Here is a 17586-nt window from a genome sequence, read left to right as displayed (position 1 = left end):
GGTTTAAAAAAATGTTGCACTTTTTTTTAATAGGCTGCAACATTTCAATAGGCATGCTTTGTCCAATGAGGCAAATGAGGTTTTAAACTAAATAAAATATGGAAGATATCTTAGTTCCCATCGGTGTACTTGCAACAATAGCAGCAGGCATCGGATACTTTACGAAAATCATGACAGACTATCGATTAAAAAGAAAACTCATCGAAAAAGACCTGGTCAATGCCGATGCGGCGAACATTATCAATGATCAGGAATTAGATGGTAAATACGCTTCATTGAAATGGGGCCTGATCATTTTATTCGGTGGCATCGGACTGATTTTGATCAATATGGTAGATTTCTACCATGATTCTCCACTGCCATTTGGCATCATGGCCGTATGTATTGCAACAGGATTTTTACTTTATTTCTTTCTGGTCAAAAACAAAAAAGTATAATCCGATTTCAATTGGTCTTCTTGAGTTATCTATATTGGAGCTTGTCATTTTGGCAAGCTTCTTTTTTATCTCATGAGTGACCTTCTCTCCTTCTGCACCATACAAACGCCACTTGGTAACATGTGCTGTGGCGTCTTCAACGATAAACTGGTCTTGCTGGAATTCGAAAATGAAACGAGAGTAGCCGACCAACTCAAACAGCTTGCAAATCACTTAAATGCCAGGCCCGTACCGGAGGAAACCTCTCTTTCCAGGAAAGTGCAAGAACAACTCAATGAATATTTTGACCAGAAAAGACGATCATTTGATCTTCAATTGCTCATGGTCGGTTCCAAATTTCAGGAGAAGGTTTGGGAAAGTTTATTTGACATTCCATACGGTCGTACTACTTCTTATCAACAACAAGCCATCAAATATGGGGATGTAAAGGCCATCAGAGCCGTGGCCAAAGCCAATGGAGAAAATCGCATTGGCATCGTTATTCCTTGTCATCGGGTTATTGGTAGTGATGGATCATTGACTGGTTACGCCGGAGAATTATGGCGAAAGAAAGCCTTGTTGGAACTGGAAGGAGCTTTTGCAAAACAAGCCTCACTCTTTTGAATATTCACCTCCCATGAATTGACTCGCAAAAACAACCCTGCATTTCGGGACTTTCAATGTTCCTCAATGCCATTAAGCTAAGGAACAGGATCGTCATTGCGATGCTAAGATCGGACCGCTTCCGGTGTGATAAAAATTCATTTACACAGAAAATAAATGGTTTATTTTCGAGACTGACGACTTTTTTAAACTAACTCAAGACAGTAATAAAATGACATTCCAAAAGAACGGCAAATTTCAAGTACGGCGCTTTTACAATCAGAAGACAAAGCCTTAAATTTGTTGATAGCCTTTGTAAACCACCACCAACGAAGACTAAAGAACATTATGCTTAAACGCACACTTTTATTGGCCTTATCCCTTTTCCTCATTTCCACTGTCTTTGGCCAGGACCACAAGCGATTCGAGGAAGACGTAAAAAAACTTTCCACCGCACTCAAAGAGAAAAACTACGAGGCACCCATTGTTTTTGCCGGAAGCTCCAGCATCCGATTTTGGGATACCGAAAAGTACTTTCCCAATGGAAACATCATCAATCATGGTTTTGGCGGATCAGAAACCAGTGATCTGGTCTGTTATGTCAGGGAATTGATCCTTAAACCAAAACCTTCTCAGATCTTCATTTATGAAGGCGACAATGACCTCAATTCCGGAAAAACCGTAGATCTCGTATTGGCCGATATGAAGACACTACTTCGTATCATTAAGAGAAACATGCCTGAAACACCGGTCCATATTATTTCTCCAAAACCTAGTATTACCCGATGGGAACTCAGGGAAAGATATGTTAGTCTCAACGAACAACTCAAGGCCCTGTGCAAGGAAAGAGAGCAAGTAACCTATATCGACGTGTGGACTCCCATGTTGGATGAAGAAGGTAACCTGAAAGAAGACCTGTTCATTGAAGATGGTCTGCATATGAATGATGCTGGTTATGAGATTTGGACAACTGTTGTTCGTCCTCACTTGAATTGATTTTCTTTTGATCGTAGAATTGACGATAATAGCACGGAAATAAATGCTATACATGAAATTGCGTCTTTTACCCCTTATCCTGGTCTTTTTCATCTCATTTTCAGCCGTCGCGCAGAAAACTTTTGTAGAGTTCATCGGCGAAAGTGATCGAATTTTCTTCGATGGTGTTTTTGCGAACTCAACGTTTGCCAAAGACCACAAGGCCGAAATCAAACAGAAAGCGATCACAAAGGCGAACCTCGCACCAAAACGCATCGGTTTGATCTCAATGTATGTGTTTGAAGAAAATTTCCAGCGTAGAAAGGCGCACCTGACATATATCTATTCTAAGGAAGGTGAACTGAATTACTTCATCAATAACATTTCATCAAATGCGCTGCAAGGACTGACTGCTGCTTTTGAAGGATCGGGATATGAACTGGTACTACCTGAAGAATTTTTGAAAGGAGCTAATGCCAAAGCTGCATTAGATGCGACCCTGGAAGAAGTAAGCACCTTTAGTGATCCTTTTATCCAGGCCATACAAAGTTATGATTTGACACCTAGTGCAGAAGGGCAACTATTTGTTCACAACTGGGTAGAGGAAGGCACCAACGGCTACATTGCAGACCTTATGGCACAACTGGCTAAAGACCTTGGTCTCGACGCATTATTAACGGTGAAGATCTCTTCGTTGTACCAAACCAACACCATTTCTTTTTCTAGCGTAGACTTCTTGATGCATGGCATCAACCCTGCCGGTGACGAGCTGGAACAAGGTATTATCTTATCAAATTACATGCTTTATCCAGATTATCCCTATCCATTCGTGTCGGTAAGGAACGGAAAGACTTCCAGCGAACGATTCGGTGCATTTCGTAAGTTATTGGAACGGTCTGGAAAAGATTTCCTGAAATTTACTACGGATGAGATCGATGATGCCTTCTAGTGCATCCGATCCCCTCTTACTTCCATCGTAGCTAAGATTTCACGTTCGGCATCCAGAAATTCCTGCCATCGGCTTTTCACATAGTCTTCTGATATGTATTGTTTCGCCAATTCAATGAAATTGACATAGTGTCCCGCCTCTGAAACCATCAATTCATAATAGAATTTTTGTAATTCTTCCTCGCCGATGTTTTTCCAGAGCAGCTTGAAGCGCTCGCAGCTACGTGCCTCGATGAGTGCATTCATGAGCAATTTCTCTACCAGCTGCTGTTCACGACTCCCTCCTTTTTTCAGGATACCCGAAAGCGCAATGACGTATTCATCTTTTCGTTGCTTTCCTAGCGCATAGCCTCGCTTTTTCAACTGCTCCAGTACACGCTCGAAGTGTGCCCATTCTTCCGCCACTACAGGAGTGAGTACTTCTACCAATTCGGATTTATCAGGATACTGCACGATCAGGGAGATACATGAAGAGGCAGCTTTTTGCTCACAGTAGGCGTGATCTACCAGGATGTCCTCGATGTTCATCTCGGCAATATTCACCCATCTGGGATCAGTGGGTAATTTTAGACCCAATACTGTTTTTACATCCATACTTGTCAATCAAAAAACAACCAGCGTACTCCCAGGTCAATCACCCGGTTTTGTCCCGGATAATAAGGAGTAATGAAATAGCCAGTATTATTACCTTGATTCAAGTGCGTTACTTTCAGGAAAGCAAACACTTTGTCTACCCGCATGTTGACGAAAAAGTCTACAGCGACAAATGAATCGATTTGCAGGTCATCCTGCAGGTGAAATTGTTGCGTGACCGGATCAAATCCATTGCCAAAGTAAGCCGACTTGGCATGAGCATTGATGCCTATTTCGACAGGAACAGATCGCTGAAAGATATTACCCGCCCAGTAATAACGGCCATTGAAGAAAAACTCCGGCACCCGAAGCAAGTCTCCAGCGCCACCTGCAGTGGTGGTGTAGAGCATTTGATTGTGGAAATGGAACGCGTGATCGTACTCTCGGTTCGTGAACAATTTGTAGTTAACATGCCCTCCTATCTGGGTCATTATTGCCGTACCTACAGCCTGTTGCGCGATGCGGTTTTGATCGAAATAGAAGAACTCATCAAAGGTGGATAATGAAATGCCCGGTCTGAAATCTAGCTCTCCGAACTTCAGTTTCAGGTTCCCTTTTAAGATATTGGCAAAGCCCTGAGTATTCCCGTTTCGCCACTCATAGTGATTGCCAAAATAATTATCATACAAGTAACTGGACTCATACAGGGTACTGCGATAGGAAGCTTCTAAAATCGGGCTTTCTAATTTGCCTCGCAGGTCATACCCTCCGGTAGATAAAAACTCCGCCTTGGCCTCTACTTTGTAGCCCTTCCAGTCGAAGCGTGCCAGGCCACCCAAATATCCTTCAGTTACCCGATCCTGACTCAGCAGTCGATAGGTAAAGTCAACGTTTCTCTGCCGAACATAGAAGCGGTAGAATACCGAAGAAACGGATCCTTTGAGCCCTACTTCATTCGAAAAAGAGCTGAACTTCGCTCCTTCGATGGTACTGTCTGCATCGATCAGGAAATTGTCATAAAAATCTCTGTAAGTATCATAATCCGAAGCAGCTCCATCCTGAAAATCGGCATAGGTATTTTCCTGATTGAATCGATCTAATTGATGATACAGTTGAAATTGTTTGAAAAACCCATATTCATGATAAAGATGGGTGTTGTTGTAATTGTTTTCGGTAGTCGCTTCTTCTAACTGAATTCGGGAATCACGATACTGAAAAAACTCAAACTCCAATGGGTTTTCAGATAAGACCAGCACCCCTCCTGTTTCATCTCCTTTTTGAAGGTAGTTGGTGAAATTGAAAAACAGCTTGTATGGCTTTTCATCATGCTGATAAAAGGTGAAAATATCATACACGGTACTTCTGGCATTCAAATCGCCCTGATTTTGGGTAGCCCCAATCTGCTTGTCCGAGTTGATCCGATGATAATCAATGCCCACATTCCATTTTGGAGTCACATTTTGAGTGAAGGTGAAATCCACATTGGTCCGACCCTGCGCTCCAAAAACCGCCCCTACATTCATGAAAGGGCTTTTGGTATCATAATATTTCTGCTTATCAGGCCATTTGAAATGACGATCATAACTGGTGAACCCGGAAGACTTACCTATGAAATCCGGCACCTCATAAAAGATCGGAGCCATGGCCGTGGCGTTATTACCCAGGTCTTGGTAAAAGCGATCGTTTTGATCGTACAAGCTCCAGTTTTCAAATTTGTACAGGATCGTATCCAGGTCATGGCGCTTATCAATGTTGTTTTTGACATCCTCCTCATAGTAGATCTTGATCGTGGATGGACCATAAACTAACTTGGTGGAGTCATCTACAATCCTTTGTCCTCGCCCTTGATTTTGGCCTTGTCTTGGATTTTGACCTGGCCTTGGGTTTTGGCCGTAGGCAACCATTGCTATTCCCCAGAGGAACGTAAATACCAGTATTTTTTTCAAAAACACGCGCAAAACTAATGATCTTGTGGTTGCACGACAGTCTCGTGCGGGTATTCCTTTAAACTATTTTTGACTTCCTCTAAAAATTGAGATTCCTCATCCAGGAAAACAGTCTTTATCGGAACGTAGTAACAGGCAAATCCTTGTAACCCTTTAACCGTTTTTAACTTCACCCAGTCCTTTTCGGTTGTCAACAATCCCGTCTGAGGATTCAAGGCATCCGCAATGCGAATTAGGTCTTTTTCGGTATAATTATGATGATCAGGAAAAGTGAAGACTTCTTTTATGGAATAGGCTTCCTGACAGTATGCGACAAAATCAGCATTGTGGGCAATTCCTGCTACTACTACAAATGATTTGGGAGTAACCTCAGGAACAGCACTTTCATCAAATGCCACCGCCGCTTGATAAGCTACCTTGGTGAAATAAACGGGTGCATCCGCATATGTTCGAATATTACTGATGATCCGATCCTTTCCATCATTATCGAGATCATCCGGACACTTAGTCATGACAATGAGGTCCGCACGTTTCGCTCCAGTCCTGCTTTCTCGCAATTGCCCTGACGGCAGTAAATAATCGTCGTAAAAAGGTCGATCATATCGGGTTAACAGCACATTTAACCCTGCCTTTACCGTGCGATGTTGGAACGCATCATCCAACAAAATCAATTGCGTTGCTGGGGCTTCATAAAGAATACCTGGAATGGCATAAGCCCGATCCTCCCCCGCGGCAATGGTGGCCTGATTTCCATGTCGTTGATAGAACATATAAGGTTCATCTCCAATATCTCTGGCCGACGATTCCTCAGATGCCACCAGGAACCCTCTCGACTTACGCCCATAACCCCGACTTAATGTCGCCGCGGGGTATTCATGCTGAAGTTTTTCTAGTAAATAGCTCACCATCGGCGACTTTCCTGTACCGCCCACACTCAAGTTTCCCACGACGATGGTATTGACTTCAAAGTCAAAAGCACGCGTATAACCTATGTTAAACAGGTGGTTTCTAAATCTGGTGACCAGATTATAGAGGATCGCAAAGGGAAATAAAATAACTTGCCACCAAACCATAATTTCGAAATGAAGGTCAAAGATATTCTAACCTCTTTAGAAGCATGGGCTCCGCCGAGTTATCAGGAATCATATGACAATTCCGGACTTTTGATTGGTGATTCCTCCGCCACATTCACCAAAGCCCTCATTACCCTGGATGTCACAGAAGCAGTGCTTGATGAAGCCATTGAAAAAGGCTGCAATTTGGTCATCGCTCACCACCCACTGATCTTTGGAGGCATTAAAAGGATCACGGGCCATCACTGGGTAGAACGATGTATCATAAAAGCCATCAAAAATGACCTCATCATTTATGCGATCCACACGAATCTGGACAATGTACACGATGGCGTGAATGCAATGATCGCTCGAAAAATCGGATTGCAAAACGTATCTATACTAAAACCCAAGTCCGATACACTTACCAAATTGGTGACTTTTGTACCCGTAGCGCAAACGCAAGGTGTATTGGATGCTCTCTATCAGGCGGGCCTTGGAGAAATCGGTAAATACGATCATTGTAGCTTTCGAATGATGGGTACGGGCACCTTCAGGCCTGATGATACGGCCAATCCTGCTATTGGCACCCCAGGCAAAGATGAAGAAGTAGAAGAAAATCGCATTGAAGGAATTTTCCCCAGTCATGCAAAAGGCAAAATCGTTGCCGCATTGAAGCAGAACCATCCTTATGAAGAAGTGGTTTACGATATGTACGCACTCGAAAATAGCAATCAGAATATTGGAAGTGGAGCCATCGGCACCCTGGAATCACCGATGGAATCGGAGGCCTTCATTGTAACCCTAAAAGAACGCATGGAACTCAATACGGTGAAGTGTACGGCTTTCGTCAAAAAACACATCTCAAAAGTGGCTATCTGTGGTGGATCCGGCGGCTTTTTACTTAGAAATGCCAAAAGGCAAAAAGCAGATATCTTCATCACTTCGGATTATAAATACCATGAGTTCTTCGAGGCAGACGAACAGATCATCATTGCGGATATCGGCCATTATGAAAGTGAAGTATTCACCAAAAACCTGATTGCCGAGCGGCTTCAAAGTGAATTCGCTGATGAAGATTTCCTACTGTCAGAAGTTGTTACTAATCCAGTAAAATATTTCTAATCTCTAATAATCCTTTCCGTCATTCCCGCGTATGCGGGGTGCCCGACCAGGGAATCTCAACATTTAGGTGTATTGATAAGCTTTAGTTCTATTGATTTCGCTTAGCCTGGAACGGTCATTAAAACAAACAATTTTGGCGAGCAGGGAATGAAAGTTGAACTACAATCAGAAAATACAGAGGATAGCTTCGTAAGCAGCCACGATTAAACAAAATTTTCGCTAATATTGCAGTTCTTTTGTCAAAAGTGACTTTAGTCCCGTCAAAAATACTAAAAATCTGAATGGAAAATACGGTAGCCAAAAAGCTCGAAGCACTCGTAAAATTACAATCAATTGATTCTGAATTAGATGAGCTGAAGAAAGTAAGAGGAGCGCTTCCTGATGAGGTAATGGACCTGGAAGACGAGATCGCCGGATATCAAACCAGGATCGATAAGCAAAATGCAGAATTGCAGGAGTTTGAGCAAAATATCTCCAACAATCGATCTGCGATCAAGGATGCGGAAAAGTTGATCCAAAAGTACGAGGAGCAACAAATGAATGTCCGCAACAACCGGGAATACGATGCGATCACCAAGGAAATTGAACTTCAAAAACTTGAAATTCAAATCTTAGAGAAACGCATCAAAGAAGCCTACGAAAAGATTGAATCTAAAAAGGAGGAAATCGAAGGTACCAAAGGCATCCAGGATGAGCGACAAAAAGATCTGGAAAGCAAGAAGAAAGAGCTTGAAGTAATCACTCAGGAATCCGAGGATGATGAGAAGAAACTTGAAAAGTCTCGTGCCAATGCTGCTAAGAACGTCGAAGAGCGTATTTTCAAGTCCTACGAAAAGGTAAGAAACAACATGCGTAATGGTTTGGCAGTAGTTCCTGTGAAAAGAGGTGCATGTGGTGGTTGTTTCAACATTGTTCCCCCACAGAAACAAGCAGAGATCAGAGAGAAAAAGAAACTGATCGTGTGCGAGCACTGTGGAAGAATCCTTGCCGACGTTGAAGATGAGATCGTCGAAGAGGTGAAGCCAAAAAGAAGAACGAAAAGATCAGCATAACCAAAGGCTGACCTTAAAAGATAAAAGCGCACTAGTGGCGCTTTTTTTGTTGCTGACAGTTCTCCGTAAATCCTCAAGTCCTTTAAACTCTTCTAATACTTGCTAATTGAAAGGAATTGCCGCCTTGCCAAGGCCTTGATTCATTTTAGTTTTTTGAGTCAAAAGACGTGAAAAAATGAATCTGGTGCCGGCGGGGATCCGCTAGACTTTTTGACGGTCCGCCGCGCGGTTCTTTTCATCAATGGAAACAGAACAGTAATAACTTCTGGCATCTCAACTACCATCAATATCCTGAACACTATTATTCCTCCAAAACCACACCCTTCTCTGGATACTTTCCTTTGAATTGACTGAAGTATCGACGCATGTAAGCGATATCTTTCTCAACGTCGCCCGTCGGTTCTATCACCTCAGTAATGTCTACTGTCTTATGCTCATAATCCAGGGCAGCGAGCATGATCGGAACTTTGGCTTTCAAGGCGATGTAATAGAACCCAGTTCGCCATTTAGGAACATATGACCGAGTTCCTTCCGGCGAAATGACCATGATGAATCGCTCCTCTTGTTCGAAGATCTTAACCACATCATCCACCACATTGGATTTCTTCGAACGATTAACCGGTATCCCTCCGATACTTCTCAGGAACCAGCCTACCAATGGAATGGAGAAAAGTGAATCCTTACCCAGAAAACCAGGCCTGAATTCGTGCGGGAACATGTATTTTACCGGCAACGCCACGAAAAAATCGAGATTACTCGTATGAGGCGCCACAGCAATGACATACTTCTTCAATTCTAGTGGCTCGCCCTTAAGCTTCCACCCCGCAAGTTTAAAGGCCCAGGAAAGAAACAATCTCTTCATATGCCCAATGGTCCAGCCATAAACATACGGAGATTCCTTTCAGAAAACTAACTGCAAAAAGTATTAAGGAAAGATCTTCAATCGATCAGAAACTCTGGAATTCAATTACTTCAATTGGAATTGCCATCTCGTATTGGCCTTGATTCATTTTAGGATTTTGATTCAAAGAAGAGCAGAAAATAATAAAATTCTGTTCGAGCCTGGAGTGATTTCATTCGATAAACCTCATAATTTGGTGAGTTTATTTTATTCCTGCTCTTTTGGATCAAAAAGCGTGAAAAAATGAATCCGGCCTAGATTTTTGCCCCACTTTTCATCGATGGAAAAGTGGGATAAAGCCAAGGTGCTTACAATATCAATTGACCCGAAAACGCTAATCCTAGACGTACGGCAAGTCCAAAGTCCAAAAATCTACACTAAAAAAAGCTACCAGTATTTCAGGTTGAACCGAAATCTTTGTAGGCTACTAAATCCTAACGAACTCCCAATTCCGGATGCTTTCCTTTGATGCCTCGGAAGTAGTCCATCATTTTTTCCATGTCCTTTTCCACATCTCCACTTGGCTCAAGACGCTCCGTTAGCCAAACGATTTTGTTCTCGTAATCAAAGCCTGCAAATATGATGGGCACTTTCGCTTTGAGGGCCACATAGTAGAAACCTGTTTTCCACTTAGGCACGTAAGATCGCGTGCCTTCTGGTGTGATGGTCATGATGAAGTAGTCCTTTTGGTTGAAGACATCCACCACCTGATCCACCAGGCTATTTTTCTTGGAACGATCGACAGGATGACCGCCGATACTTTTAAGGAACCATCCAACCAGCGGGATCTTGAACAAAGAATCCTTGGCCATGAAAGACGGTTTGAAATAAGGATACATGTACTTCACGCACAGGCCAACAAAGAAGTCCATATTGCTGGTGTGAGGAGCTACTACGATCACATACTTATTGATCTCTGGTGGGGCTCCTTCTACTTTCCAGCCCCACGCTTTGAAGGCCCAGTTGAAGAATTTCCTTCTCATGAAGTCTGATAAACGCCCATATCCGCAAACTTCCGGATGCGTTCATCGATGCGAGTCTCCTGATCTTTTTCTTTCAACTCAGCATAAGCATCTAAGATCGCTTGTTTCACGTATCCCGCAGCAACTTTCATATCAACGTGTGCACCACCCAGTGGTTCTTCGATCACACCATCGATCAGTTTGTGTTGAAGCATGTCACTCGCGGTAAGTTTAAGTGCCTCAGCGGCTTGTTCTTTGTAGTCCCAGCTTCTCCAAAGGATAGAAGAACATGATTCCGGAGAGATCACCGAATACCAGGTGTTTTCCATCATCAAAATACGGTCGCCGATGGCAATCCCCAAGGCTCCACCTGAAGCACCTTCTCCGATGATCACACAGATCACAGGCACTTTCAGCATGAACATTTCCTTCAGGTTCCTGGCAATGGCTTCCCCCTGCCCTCTTTCTTCGGCTTCTATTCCAGGAAACGCACCCGGAGTATCGATGAAAGTAACAATGGGTTTGTTGAATTTCTCAGCCAGTTTCATCAGGCGCAAAGCCTTTCTGTAACCATCAGGATTGGCCATCCCGAAGTTACGTTCCTGACGCTGTTTTGTATTTCTTCCTTTCTGCTGACCAATCAGCATGAAAGTTTGCCCAGCGATGCTACCAAAACCACCCACCATGGCTTTATCATCCTTCACCGCACGATCACCATGCTGCTCGATGAACTCATCGGTCAACTCATAGATATAATCAAGCGTATAAGGGCGTTCAGGGTGTCTTGACAGCTGTACGCGCTGCCATCTGGTCAGATTCGAAAAAGTCTCTTTTTTCAACTCAACGATCTTTTTCTCCAGCTTGGCCGCGGCATCGGTTACATCCACATCACTTTCTTTAGCGAGGGCTTTCATCTGGATCAACTTCTCTTCAAGTTCCGCAATAGGTTTCTCAAATTCAAGCAACATATAAGGGGCTTATTCTTTTTCCGGGCGTAAAATTAGGTCAATAAGATGGATTGATTAAAAAAAATGAGTGTGGACAACTTTTTAGAAAATTTCTATGGAGATGTTGTGTAGTTTCAAGTGAAACTCTACTTTTGCATCTCCTTTAACAAGGAGGTCCGGTAGTTCAGTTGGTTAGAATGCCTGCCTGTCACGCAGGAGGTCGCGAGTTCGAGTCTCGTCCGGACCGCAAAAAAGCCTGAAACGTCAAGTTTCGGGCTTTTTTAGTTTTAGATCGGGGCAAATTCGGGGCTTAAAGGATTCCATCAATTCCGTGTAGAACGCAAAAAGCCTGAATTTAAATCCCTTCTGAAGAACAAAAGGATATTAACATTCGGCTTAGTGAATCGAAAAGTTTGAATTTTCAAGTATTGATTTTGGAAACGATTTTATTCCGCAGCAAGAGCAATGTATTTCCTAGGCCAAGAGCTTATTTATATTAATAGAAGCCACGCGTTCAAAACGCGCGCCAACTAGGGTACGTCCCGCCCTACGTTCAAATGGAACAGATGAAAAAGGAAGCAGCGGAACAGGCCAAAGGCAGCGAAAAGGTCAACATCGCTAAAAAACTCAAAAGGAAAGGCCTGAATGATCAACTGATCGCCGACTCTACTGGTCTGAGTTTGGAGGAAGTGAAAGGGCTTAGGGTGAGGAAGAAGCATCCCTAACGTTAACAGAGTTTAGAATCCACTTAGCGTTGAAAACTCAAATTTTTCTCAAGAAATCTTCAAAATTCTTTTTCAATTGCGGTCCAACTGTTCCAGAGAATACAAACGCACCAAGGATTTTCTCTACAGATATATTACGATGATGGATCAAATGGCTGAATACCCCTGATAAACGCCTAAAATTCGAAATTGAAAAACTCGTAAAATTATCGTTAATCTCAATCCGGGTTTTACGAGGACGATTATCAGTAAAAAATATATCGGATTCCCCTAATTGATCTGATAAAAGTTTAGGAAATAGCAGTCCATTTCCGATAGAACAATTTATCAGACTAAACTGGATTGCAAAGAGTTCATCTTCGTCATTTTCAATGACTAAATCCTTTAAAATTGAAGCCTCAATATTACAGTGGTAGATATCCGAATTATAAAATTTACAATTTGAAAAATTTGCACCTGCAACCACACAATTTTTGATAGAAACGTGATTAAAATAGCCAAAAGAGAAATCCAATCTTGATAAGTTTTTGTACTCAATAGTATTTTCATTTTCAGAACTAAAGTCAATCCCTAGAAAGCAACCTATAGCCCATTCTGGACACGCACTTTCATAAGCATAGTTGTACCCCTCTATCAGATTTAATATAGATCGATAAGGTATTTTCAACTCTCGATTAAAAAACTGTCGATTTTCTTCATCATTAAATAGCGTATTCCCAACTAACAAAGCCAACCATTTATCCATCGGATTCATGACCTGATTCAAAGTCTTATCTCCAAGAGAAATGAGTTCATGGTGATACAAACTGGTTTTGGGGTCTGCTTCGGTTTGCAGCATCGTGGTTTTGGATTTGAGAATGTCAGCCGCTAATTCCACTACTTCCTGAATAACTTCCTCATTGATGGGCCATTGTTTCAATAGTTCTTTAGGTGGTACTTTCGTGTATTCATCGATCTTTATTTGTTGGTACCACTGATAGTCAAGCGATGCACAATAGAATGGATTATCTTTTGTCAAGGTCAATGAAGCCACTAACGGAAACAACAACCTCCTTTTTTCAATCACATCAGTAGTCGCTTTCGAACCTGATACGTCTCTGAATAACACCAACATTTCTTTTAGAAACTCGATGGTTTGATCCGTAGGTTTGCCTATGAGTAACTTTGCCCGGACTTGATCAATATCTCTTTCCTCATCCAAAGCAAATTTGAGAAAGACCTTGAGGTAATACTCCGCCAATAAGATTTCTGCGAAAGACTGGTGCTGAAAATGCAACTCATTTTGATTTTCGCCAAAATAGGAGTGAGACAGAAAATGTATGTCTACCGCATCGCTGCCTTTGTTCTGCTCCAATACTTTGTCGTCTTCTTTGTGGATCAGTTTACCTTTGATGGCCCGACAGATGTCTGCCTTTTTCAACAATCCCTGCCTGCCGCTTTGTCGTTCTAGTGTCCACAGGCCAGCGATGGCATGAAGCAGCTTTCGAAACTCCAGTTCTTTACCCAAGTCCACCTGATAGTCCTTATCATAGTAGGGCTTGGCTTCCCGGGTCAGCAAATTGAGAAAGGAAAGGTAAACCCCGATTTTTCCGATCTTCAAAAAATCGACGCTGTGCAGCACCAACTGGTAGATCATGTAAGCGAAAATGGGTCGTCTCAATTCTGATTCGGATAAAGTTTTACTTTCCAGCAATTCTTTGTGCAGATCGAGTTCACCCGCTTCTAGTGCTTTTTTGATTTTCTTCCCAAGCGTATTTTTCTCCAAATTCTTTAGATCAGTCGAAGTGCGTAATGTCTGCGCAATCCACTCATTGAATTGCGATGGGGTAAACCCATATACACTGATGTATTGAGGGATATTTGTGCCTTCTTCATTAGGGATTTCGTAAGGACTGTGCCTTTTCATCTGCCATTCTAAACCGTCGCCAATGGGTCGGGAAGTCACAATCAAGCGATTGTCAAAGCTTTCTGTTGGGTCCAGGTCCTGAATGGCTTTCACCGAACGAATCACCTCTTCAATGGCATGCTGAGTTAACTCACCGCTCTCGTCCAGCGAGTCGAACAGAAAGACATATTTTTTCTTTTGGAAATGTGCATCCTCGATCTTGAGGTGATACTTCTTTTGAAGAAAATCATCAAGTACGCCAAGCTTGGAAACAGAGGAGAAATTTTTAAAGTCCCTCAAATTAAAATAGATCGGAAATAGACCAGACTGGGTACTGATATAGTCTCGGGCCATTTTGGCCGCATAGTTTCGCATGAAGACCGATTTACCCTTACCGAAATCGGCGATCAAAAAAAGGATTTTACTCAAGTGATCGTCATCATGAAAGTACTGCTCAATTAGCTCATCCACCAGATTTAGCTGGCCTTTCTCAACCTTATCTTTATCCATCTGATGCAGCGAAGTGATGGGTGTCCAATGACCGTAGGTTTCCTGATAAAGCAGGTCCTCCCCTTCTTTGAAACCAATGCGGGCACCTTGAATGGTCTCATAGAGCAGTTGGGATTCATTTTCCTCTAGTAAATACTCCTTTATCTCTCGTTGATGGGTGTCGTATTCTTCGCCGAATGCTTCATTTATGGATTGATGAATGTTTTTATTGAAGTCTCTATTGAATCGAGAACTGACGTCTCGCTCGGAAGACAATCCTTGAAGCGCGCTAGCCACGGCATCCCGTATTCGAACGATCATGGGGTGATAAACCGGACGAAACAGTAAAACCACATCTTCCTTTTTATACTGCTCAGCTTCGGAAGCCAAAGCTTCTAGTAGCGTTTTCACTACACCCTCTGGGTCCAACGAATCTTTCAGGCTGTTTTCCACCACCTGAATGGAGGACTGCACTTGCGTAAAACTTGCTTTCAGGTAGGTCTGGAAGCCAAGGTTGTCGAGTTTCTTTTCGGCCAGTTTATCGAAATACTTATCCAGCAGCGGTTTCCCCAATAAATTGATGAATAAGCCAAGTGTTCCTGAAGTATTCTCCAATATTTCCTGCCCATTTTCATCGAAATTTTTCTTAATGTAGCCAACAGCATTTTTGATGGCTCCAGGAATCTGTTTGGTGAGGTGTTCGGCTTTTTGCTTGTCCATGAAGATAGTTACTCCCGTTAATTGTATTCTAATATCGGAAATAACTTGGTATCTACCTCATAGACTAGGGAATTATAGTTATTTTCCGTCATTCCGGCGATCAGTGCAATGTCTATCCGAGTTTATTCAGTGTAAATTGATCTGCCGGAATCTCATAAAAGGAAGACTAACTATCAAACCTTGAGATTCCGCAAGACTGCCTGGCATCACATCAATATAATATTTGCAAAACACGAACTTTTACCGTGATGACCTGAATTAAGCGAGTGCCACGGCCCGCGAAGGGGAAATTCAATAAACTATAGCATCGACTCCCATTTTATGAGATCCCGGCAGATCAATGAACTTTACATTGCCAATCTCAAACCTACTTTGATCGCCGGGATGACCATCTGAGACGTAATGACCTCCTAAAAATTTCTTCCCCACCCCACTCCCACATTTACGGTCTACAAGAATTCTTTTATAGACTCATCTGAGTTTTAGAACCCAAAAAGAATTCTTCTTCGGATTGATCTCATTTTTATCCTCCCTTTCAATTTCTTTTTGGAGCTGATCTGGGTTTTATGGTCCGGCATATTTCTAAAAACGATCCTGTTCAAGTTTTATAGGCTAAAAGAATTCTTTTTTACACTCCTCTGAGTTTGGTGGCCTTGCTCATTTTCTTTTTACGATCAATCTCGGTTTTGTAACCTAAAAAACTTCTGGTTGCGCCTCACTCCCACTTTTCAGGTGAAAAATTCTTTTGGAAGACGTAACTATCATCGTCCCTCATCGTTGATATTATTGAAAGCAACTACAAAACAACTGTTTTCAGCAAAATCATTTTTCAAACAAATAACTAAGAACAATTATGCTTAATAAGCTAAGAACAAGCTTACTCCTACCTGCAGAACTGGTAGAAACCATCAACAGCTATCTTGAAATCATTCCGGTTACGGAATCGTCGGACGCTTTCCTTAATGTGGTGACGGGGCTGCTCAGAGAAGATGTGTCTCGACTCAGTGATGCCATTACGGCCGTCCGGGTAAACACACTGGTCAATGAGGTGGCTGAGTTGGATGCGGTGAGGGATGACTTGTTCATCGGATTCAGGGACATGGTAGATGCAACCAAACGCCGAAGAGATGTTGCGCTGGTTCAAGCGCATGCGGCCGTATGGCCAGTAATCGAAAAAGCGGGCACCACCCTTTATGCCCTGGGCTATGTGGCCCAAAGTGGTCGGCTAGAAGCCTTGTTTACTGAACTGGACAAAGCAAATCATCAAACGGCCCTGGCAACGATGGGTGTCAATGATATTTACACGGAACTTAAACAAGCGCAGCAGGAGTTCTCCGAGAAGTACATCACGCGCCTGGATGTAGACAGCCAGAAAACCTACCCCACGATGGGTGAAGCCAAAAAGAAAGCAGTCACACATGTCAATGTCCTGATCGATGCCATCAATGTGCTGGAAGAGGTCAATCCGGGGACTTACACGGATCTGATCGCACGATTTAACGTCATCACCGCTTCGATCATGTCTGTGGCCCGAACGCGCAAGACCCGTAATGAATCGGATACTACCAGCAATGAAATCACAGAAGAAGAGATCGCAGTGATTTAAGCTTAACCCCAATAATGTAGCAATAGTCCCCTCTGAGCAATCTGAGGGGTTTTTCTTTGAACTTAAATTAATAATGCCTACTAGTATATGTAACCTGACGAAATTTCATTTGTCAACAACGATAGAAACCGTTTTATTTCTTGGCTAAATTGAACGTTCCAATCGTCACTGTCTTTTGTTTCCTCTGATACCAATCATTTCCTGCCAGCTCCATATTCCCGACCCTTAAAAAACCAATATCCGTGTTTTTATGCTTCTCTACGAACTCAAGAAGTGCCGATTTGTTATCCAGTTGATTACCGAATCTCATGACTGTACTATGTACAGTTTTTAGCGTATAGTGTGCATAAATGGAATGTTGAAGCTTACATGCTTTAAATCGAATCCTCAACTTTTCACGAAGTTGGTTTAAGGCAGGATCAGGAAATCCCGTCATTAGAATTCCGGTCTTAGATGCCACCAGCTAGGTATTCCTGAATCATCTGATGACCCTCCGCCATCGTTAACTCAATACCATTTCTAATTCTTAAATTCTTGTTTTCATCCATTTTGGGTTATCACAATTGTGTAAACCTATTGCAGGACAAGACACAAGGACAGGTCCTCGGTTTATTGAAACTCTTACATGACACTTTAGTCAAACTGACAAAGAAACGTCAGA

General features: G+C 42.5%; 16 protein-coding genes and 1 tRNA gene. 9 read left to right on the top strand and 8 right to left on the bottom strand.

The window, feature by feature from the left end; genetic code table 11:
- The first annotated feature begins 98 nt into the window (after positions 1-98).
- The 4 genes from R8G66_07985 (at position 99) to R8G66_07970 (ending at position 2943) form a co-directional block, all read left to right on the top strand.
- Positions 99-437, top strand: a complete 339-nt coding sequence (locus tag R8G66_07985) for a DUF6249 domain-containing protein (protein MDW3192288.1) — start codon at positions 99-101, stop codon at positions 435-437.
- Between the two features lie 72 nt (positions 438-509).
- Complete coding sequence (locus tag R8G66_07980; protein MDW3192287.1) at positions 510-1040, top strand: methylated-DNA--[protein]-cysteine S-methyltransferase; 531 nt, start codon at positions 510-512, stop codon at positions 1038-1040.
- Positions 1041-1367: 327 nt separating this feature from the next.
- A complete protein-coding gene (locus R8G66_07975; GenBank protein MDW3192286.1) occupies positions 1368-2015 on the top strand; it encodes an SGNH/GDSL hydrolase family protein in 648 nt (215 codons plus the stop codon).
- A gap of 52 nt (positions 2016-2067) precedes the next feature.
- Complete coding sequence (locus R8G66_07970) at positions 2068-2943, top strand: hypothetical protein (GenBank protein ID MDW3192285.1); 876 nt, start codon at positions 2068-2070, stop codon at positions 2941-2943.
- Here R8G66_07970 and R8G66_07965 read toward each other — a convergent pair.
- From R8G66_07965 to lpxK, 3 genes are read right to left on the bottom strand one after another with little or no spacing between them, the layout of a single operon-like run.
- On the bottom strand, positions 2940-3536 hold the full coding sequence (locus R8G66_07965; protein MDW3192284.1) for a tRNA-(ms[2]io[6]A)-hydroxylase: 597 nt from the start codon (positions 3534-3536) through the stop codon (positions 2940-2942). The genes R8G66_07970 and R8G66_07965 overlap by 4 nt on opposite strands.
- 5 nt (positions 3537-3541) lie before the next feature.
- A complete protein-coding gene (locus R8G66_07960) occupies positions 3542-5461 on the bottom strand; it encodes a putative porin (GenBank protein MDW3192283.1) in 1920 nt (639 codons plus the stop codon).
- Between the two features lie 14 nt (positions 5462-5475).
- On the bottom strand, positions 5476-6534 hold the full coding sequence (gene lpxK, locus R8G66_07955; protein MDW3192282.1) for a tetraacyldisaccharide 4'-kinase: 1059 nt from the start codon (positions 6532-6534) through the stop codon (positions 5476-5478).
- A gap of 9 nt (positions 6535-6543) precedes the next feature.
- Between lpxK and R8G66_07950 the strand changes: the two genes are divergently transcribed.
- Together R8G66_07950 and R8G66_07945 are read left to right on the top strand one after the other, a co-directional pair.
- On the top strand, positions 6544-7638 hold the full coding sequence (locus tag R8G66_07950) for a Nif3-like dinuclear metal center hexameric protein (protein ID MDW3192281.1): 1095 nt from the start codon (positions 6544-6546) through the stop codon (positions 7636-7638).
- 281 nt (positions 7639-7919) lie between these two features.
- On the top strand, positions 7920-8690 hold the full coding sequence (locus R8G66_07945) for a C4-type zinc ribbon domain-containing protein (GenBank protein MDW3192280.1): 771 nt from the start codon (positions 7920-7922) through the stop codon (positions 8688-8690).
- 301 nt (positions 8691-8991) lie between these two features.
- Here R8G66_07945 and R8G66_07940 read toward each other — a convergent pair whose 3' ends face one another.
- From R8G66_07940 to R8G66_07930, 3 genes are all read right to left on the bottom strand, one after another.
- Complete coding sequence (locus R8G66_07940) at positions 8992-9552, bottom strand: lysophospholipid acyltransferase family protein (protein ID MDW3192279.1); 561 nt, start codon at positions 9550-9552, stop codon at positions 8992-8994.
- Between the two features lie 473 nt (positions 9553-10025).
- On the bottom strand, positions 10026-10574 hold the full coding sequence (locus tag R8G66_07935) for a 1-acyl-sn-glycerol-3-phosphate acyltransferase (protein ID MDW3192278.1): 549 nt from the start codon (positions 10572-10574) through the stop codon (positions 10026-10028).
- On the bottom strand, positions 10571-11521 hold the full coding sequence (locus R8G66_07930; protein ID MDW3192277.1) for an acetyl-CoA carboxylase carboxyltransferase subunit alpha: 951 nt from the start codon (positions 11519-11521) through the stop codon (positions 10571-10573). Before R8G66_07930 ends, R8G66_07935 begins: the two co-directional genes overlap by 4 nt.
- 152 nt (positions 11522-11673) lie before the next feature.
- Between R8G66_07930 and R8G66_07925 the strand changes: the two genes are divergently transcribed.
- Together R8G66_07925 and R8G66_07920 are read left to right on the top strand one after the other, a co-directional pair.
- Positions 11674-11747, top strand: a tRNA-Asp gene (locus R8G66_07925).
- A 319-nt stretch (positions 11748-12066) separates the two neighbouring features.
- On the top strand, positions 12067-12225 hold the full coding sequence (locus R8G66_07920; protein MDW3192276.1) for a hypothetical protein: 159 nt from the start codon (positions 12067-12069) through the stop codon (positions 12223-12225).
- 37 nt (positions 12226-12262) lie between these two features.
- On the opposite strand, the gene R8G66_07915 is transcribed toward R8G66_07920, so the two are convergent.
- Entirely contained in the window at positions 12263-15319 is a 3057-nt protein-coding gene (locus R8G66_07915; GenBank protein MDW3192275.1) for an NACHT domain-containing protein, read from the bottom strand.
- Between the two features lie 853 nt (positions 15320-16172).
- Between R8G66_07915 and R8G66_07910 the strand changes: the two genes are divergently transcribed.
- The gene (locus R8G66_07910) at positions 16173-16925 is read left to right on the top strand and encodes a DUF6261 family protein (protein ID MDW3192274.1); all 753 of its coding nucleotides are present in this window, start codon (positions 16173-16175) and stop codon (positions 16923-16925) included.
- Positions 16926-17058: 133 nt separating this feature from the next.
- On the opposite strand, the gene R8G66_07905 is transcribed toward R8G66_07910, so the two are convergent.
- Positions 17059-17361, bottom strand: coding sequence for a hypothetical protein (locus R8G66_07905; GenBank protein MDW3192273.1), 303 nt, complete (start codon positions 17359-17361; stop codon positions 17059-17061).
- Positions 17362-17586: the final 225 nt, after the last annotated feature.

The sequence above is a fragment of the Cytophagales bacterium genome (genome assembly GCA_033344775.1).
Classification (GTDB): Bacteria; Bacteroidota; Bacteroidia; order Cytophagales; family Cyclobacteriaceae; genus JAWPMT01.
Note: the sequence above shows the minus strand (reverse complement) of the source record. Positions and strands in the feature narration are given on the sequence as shown.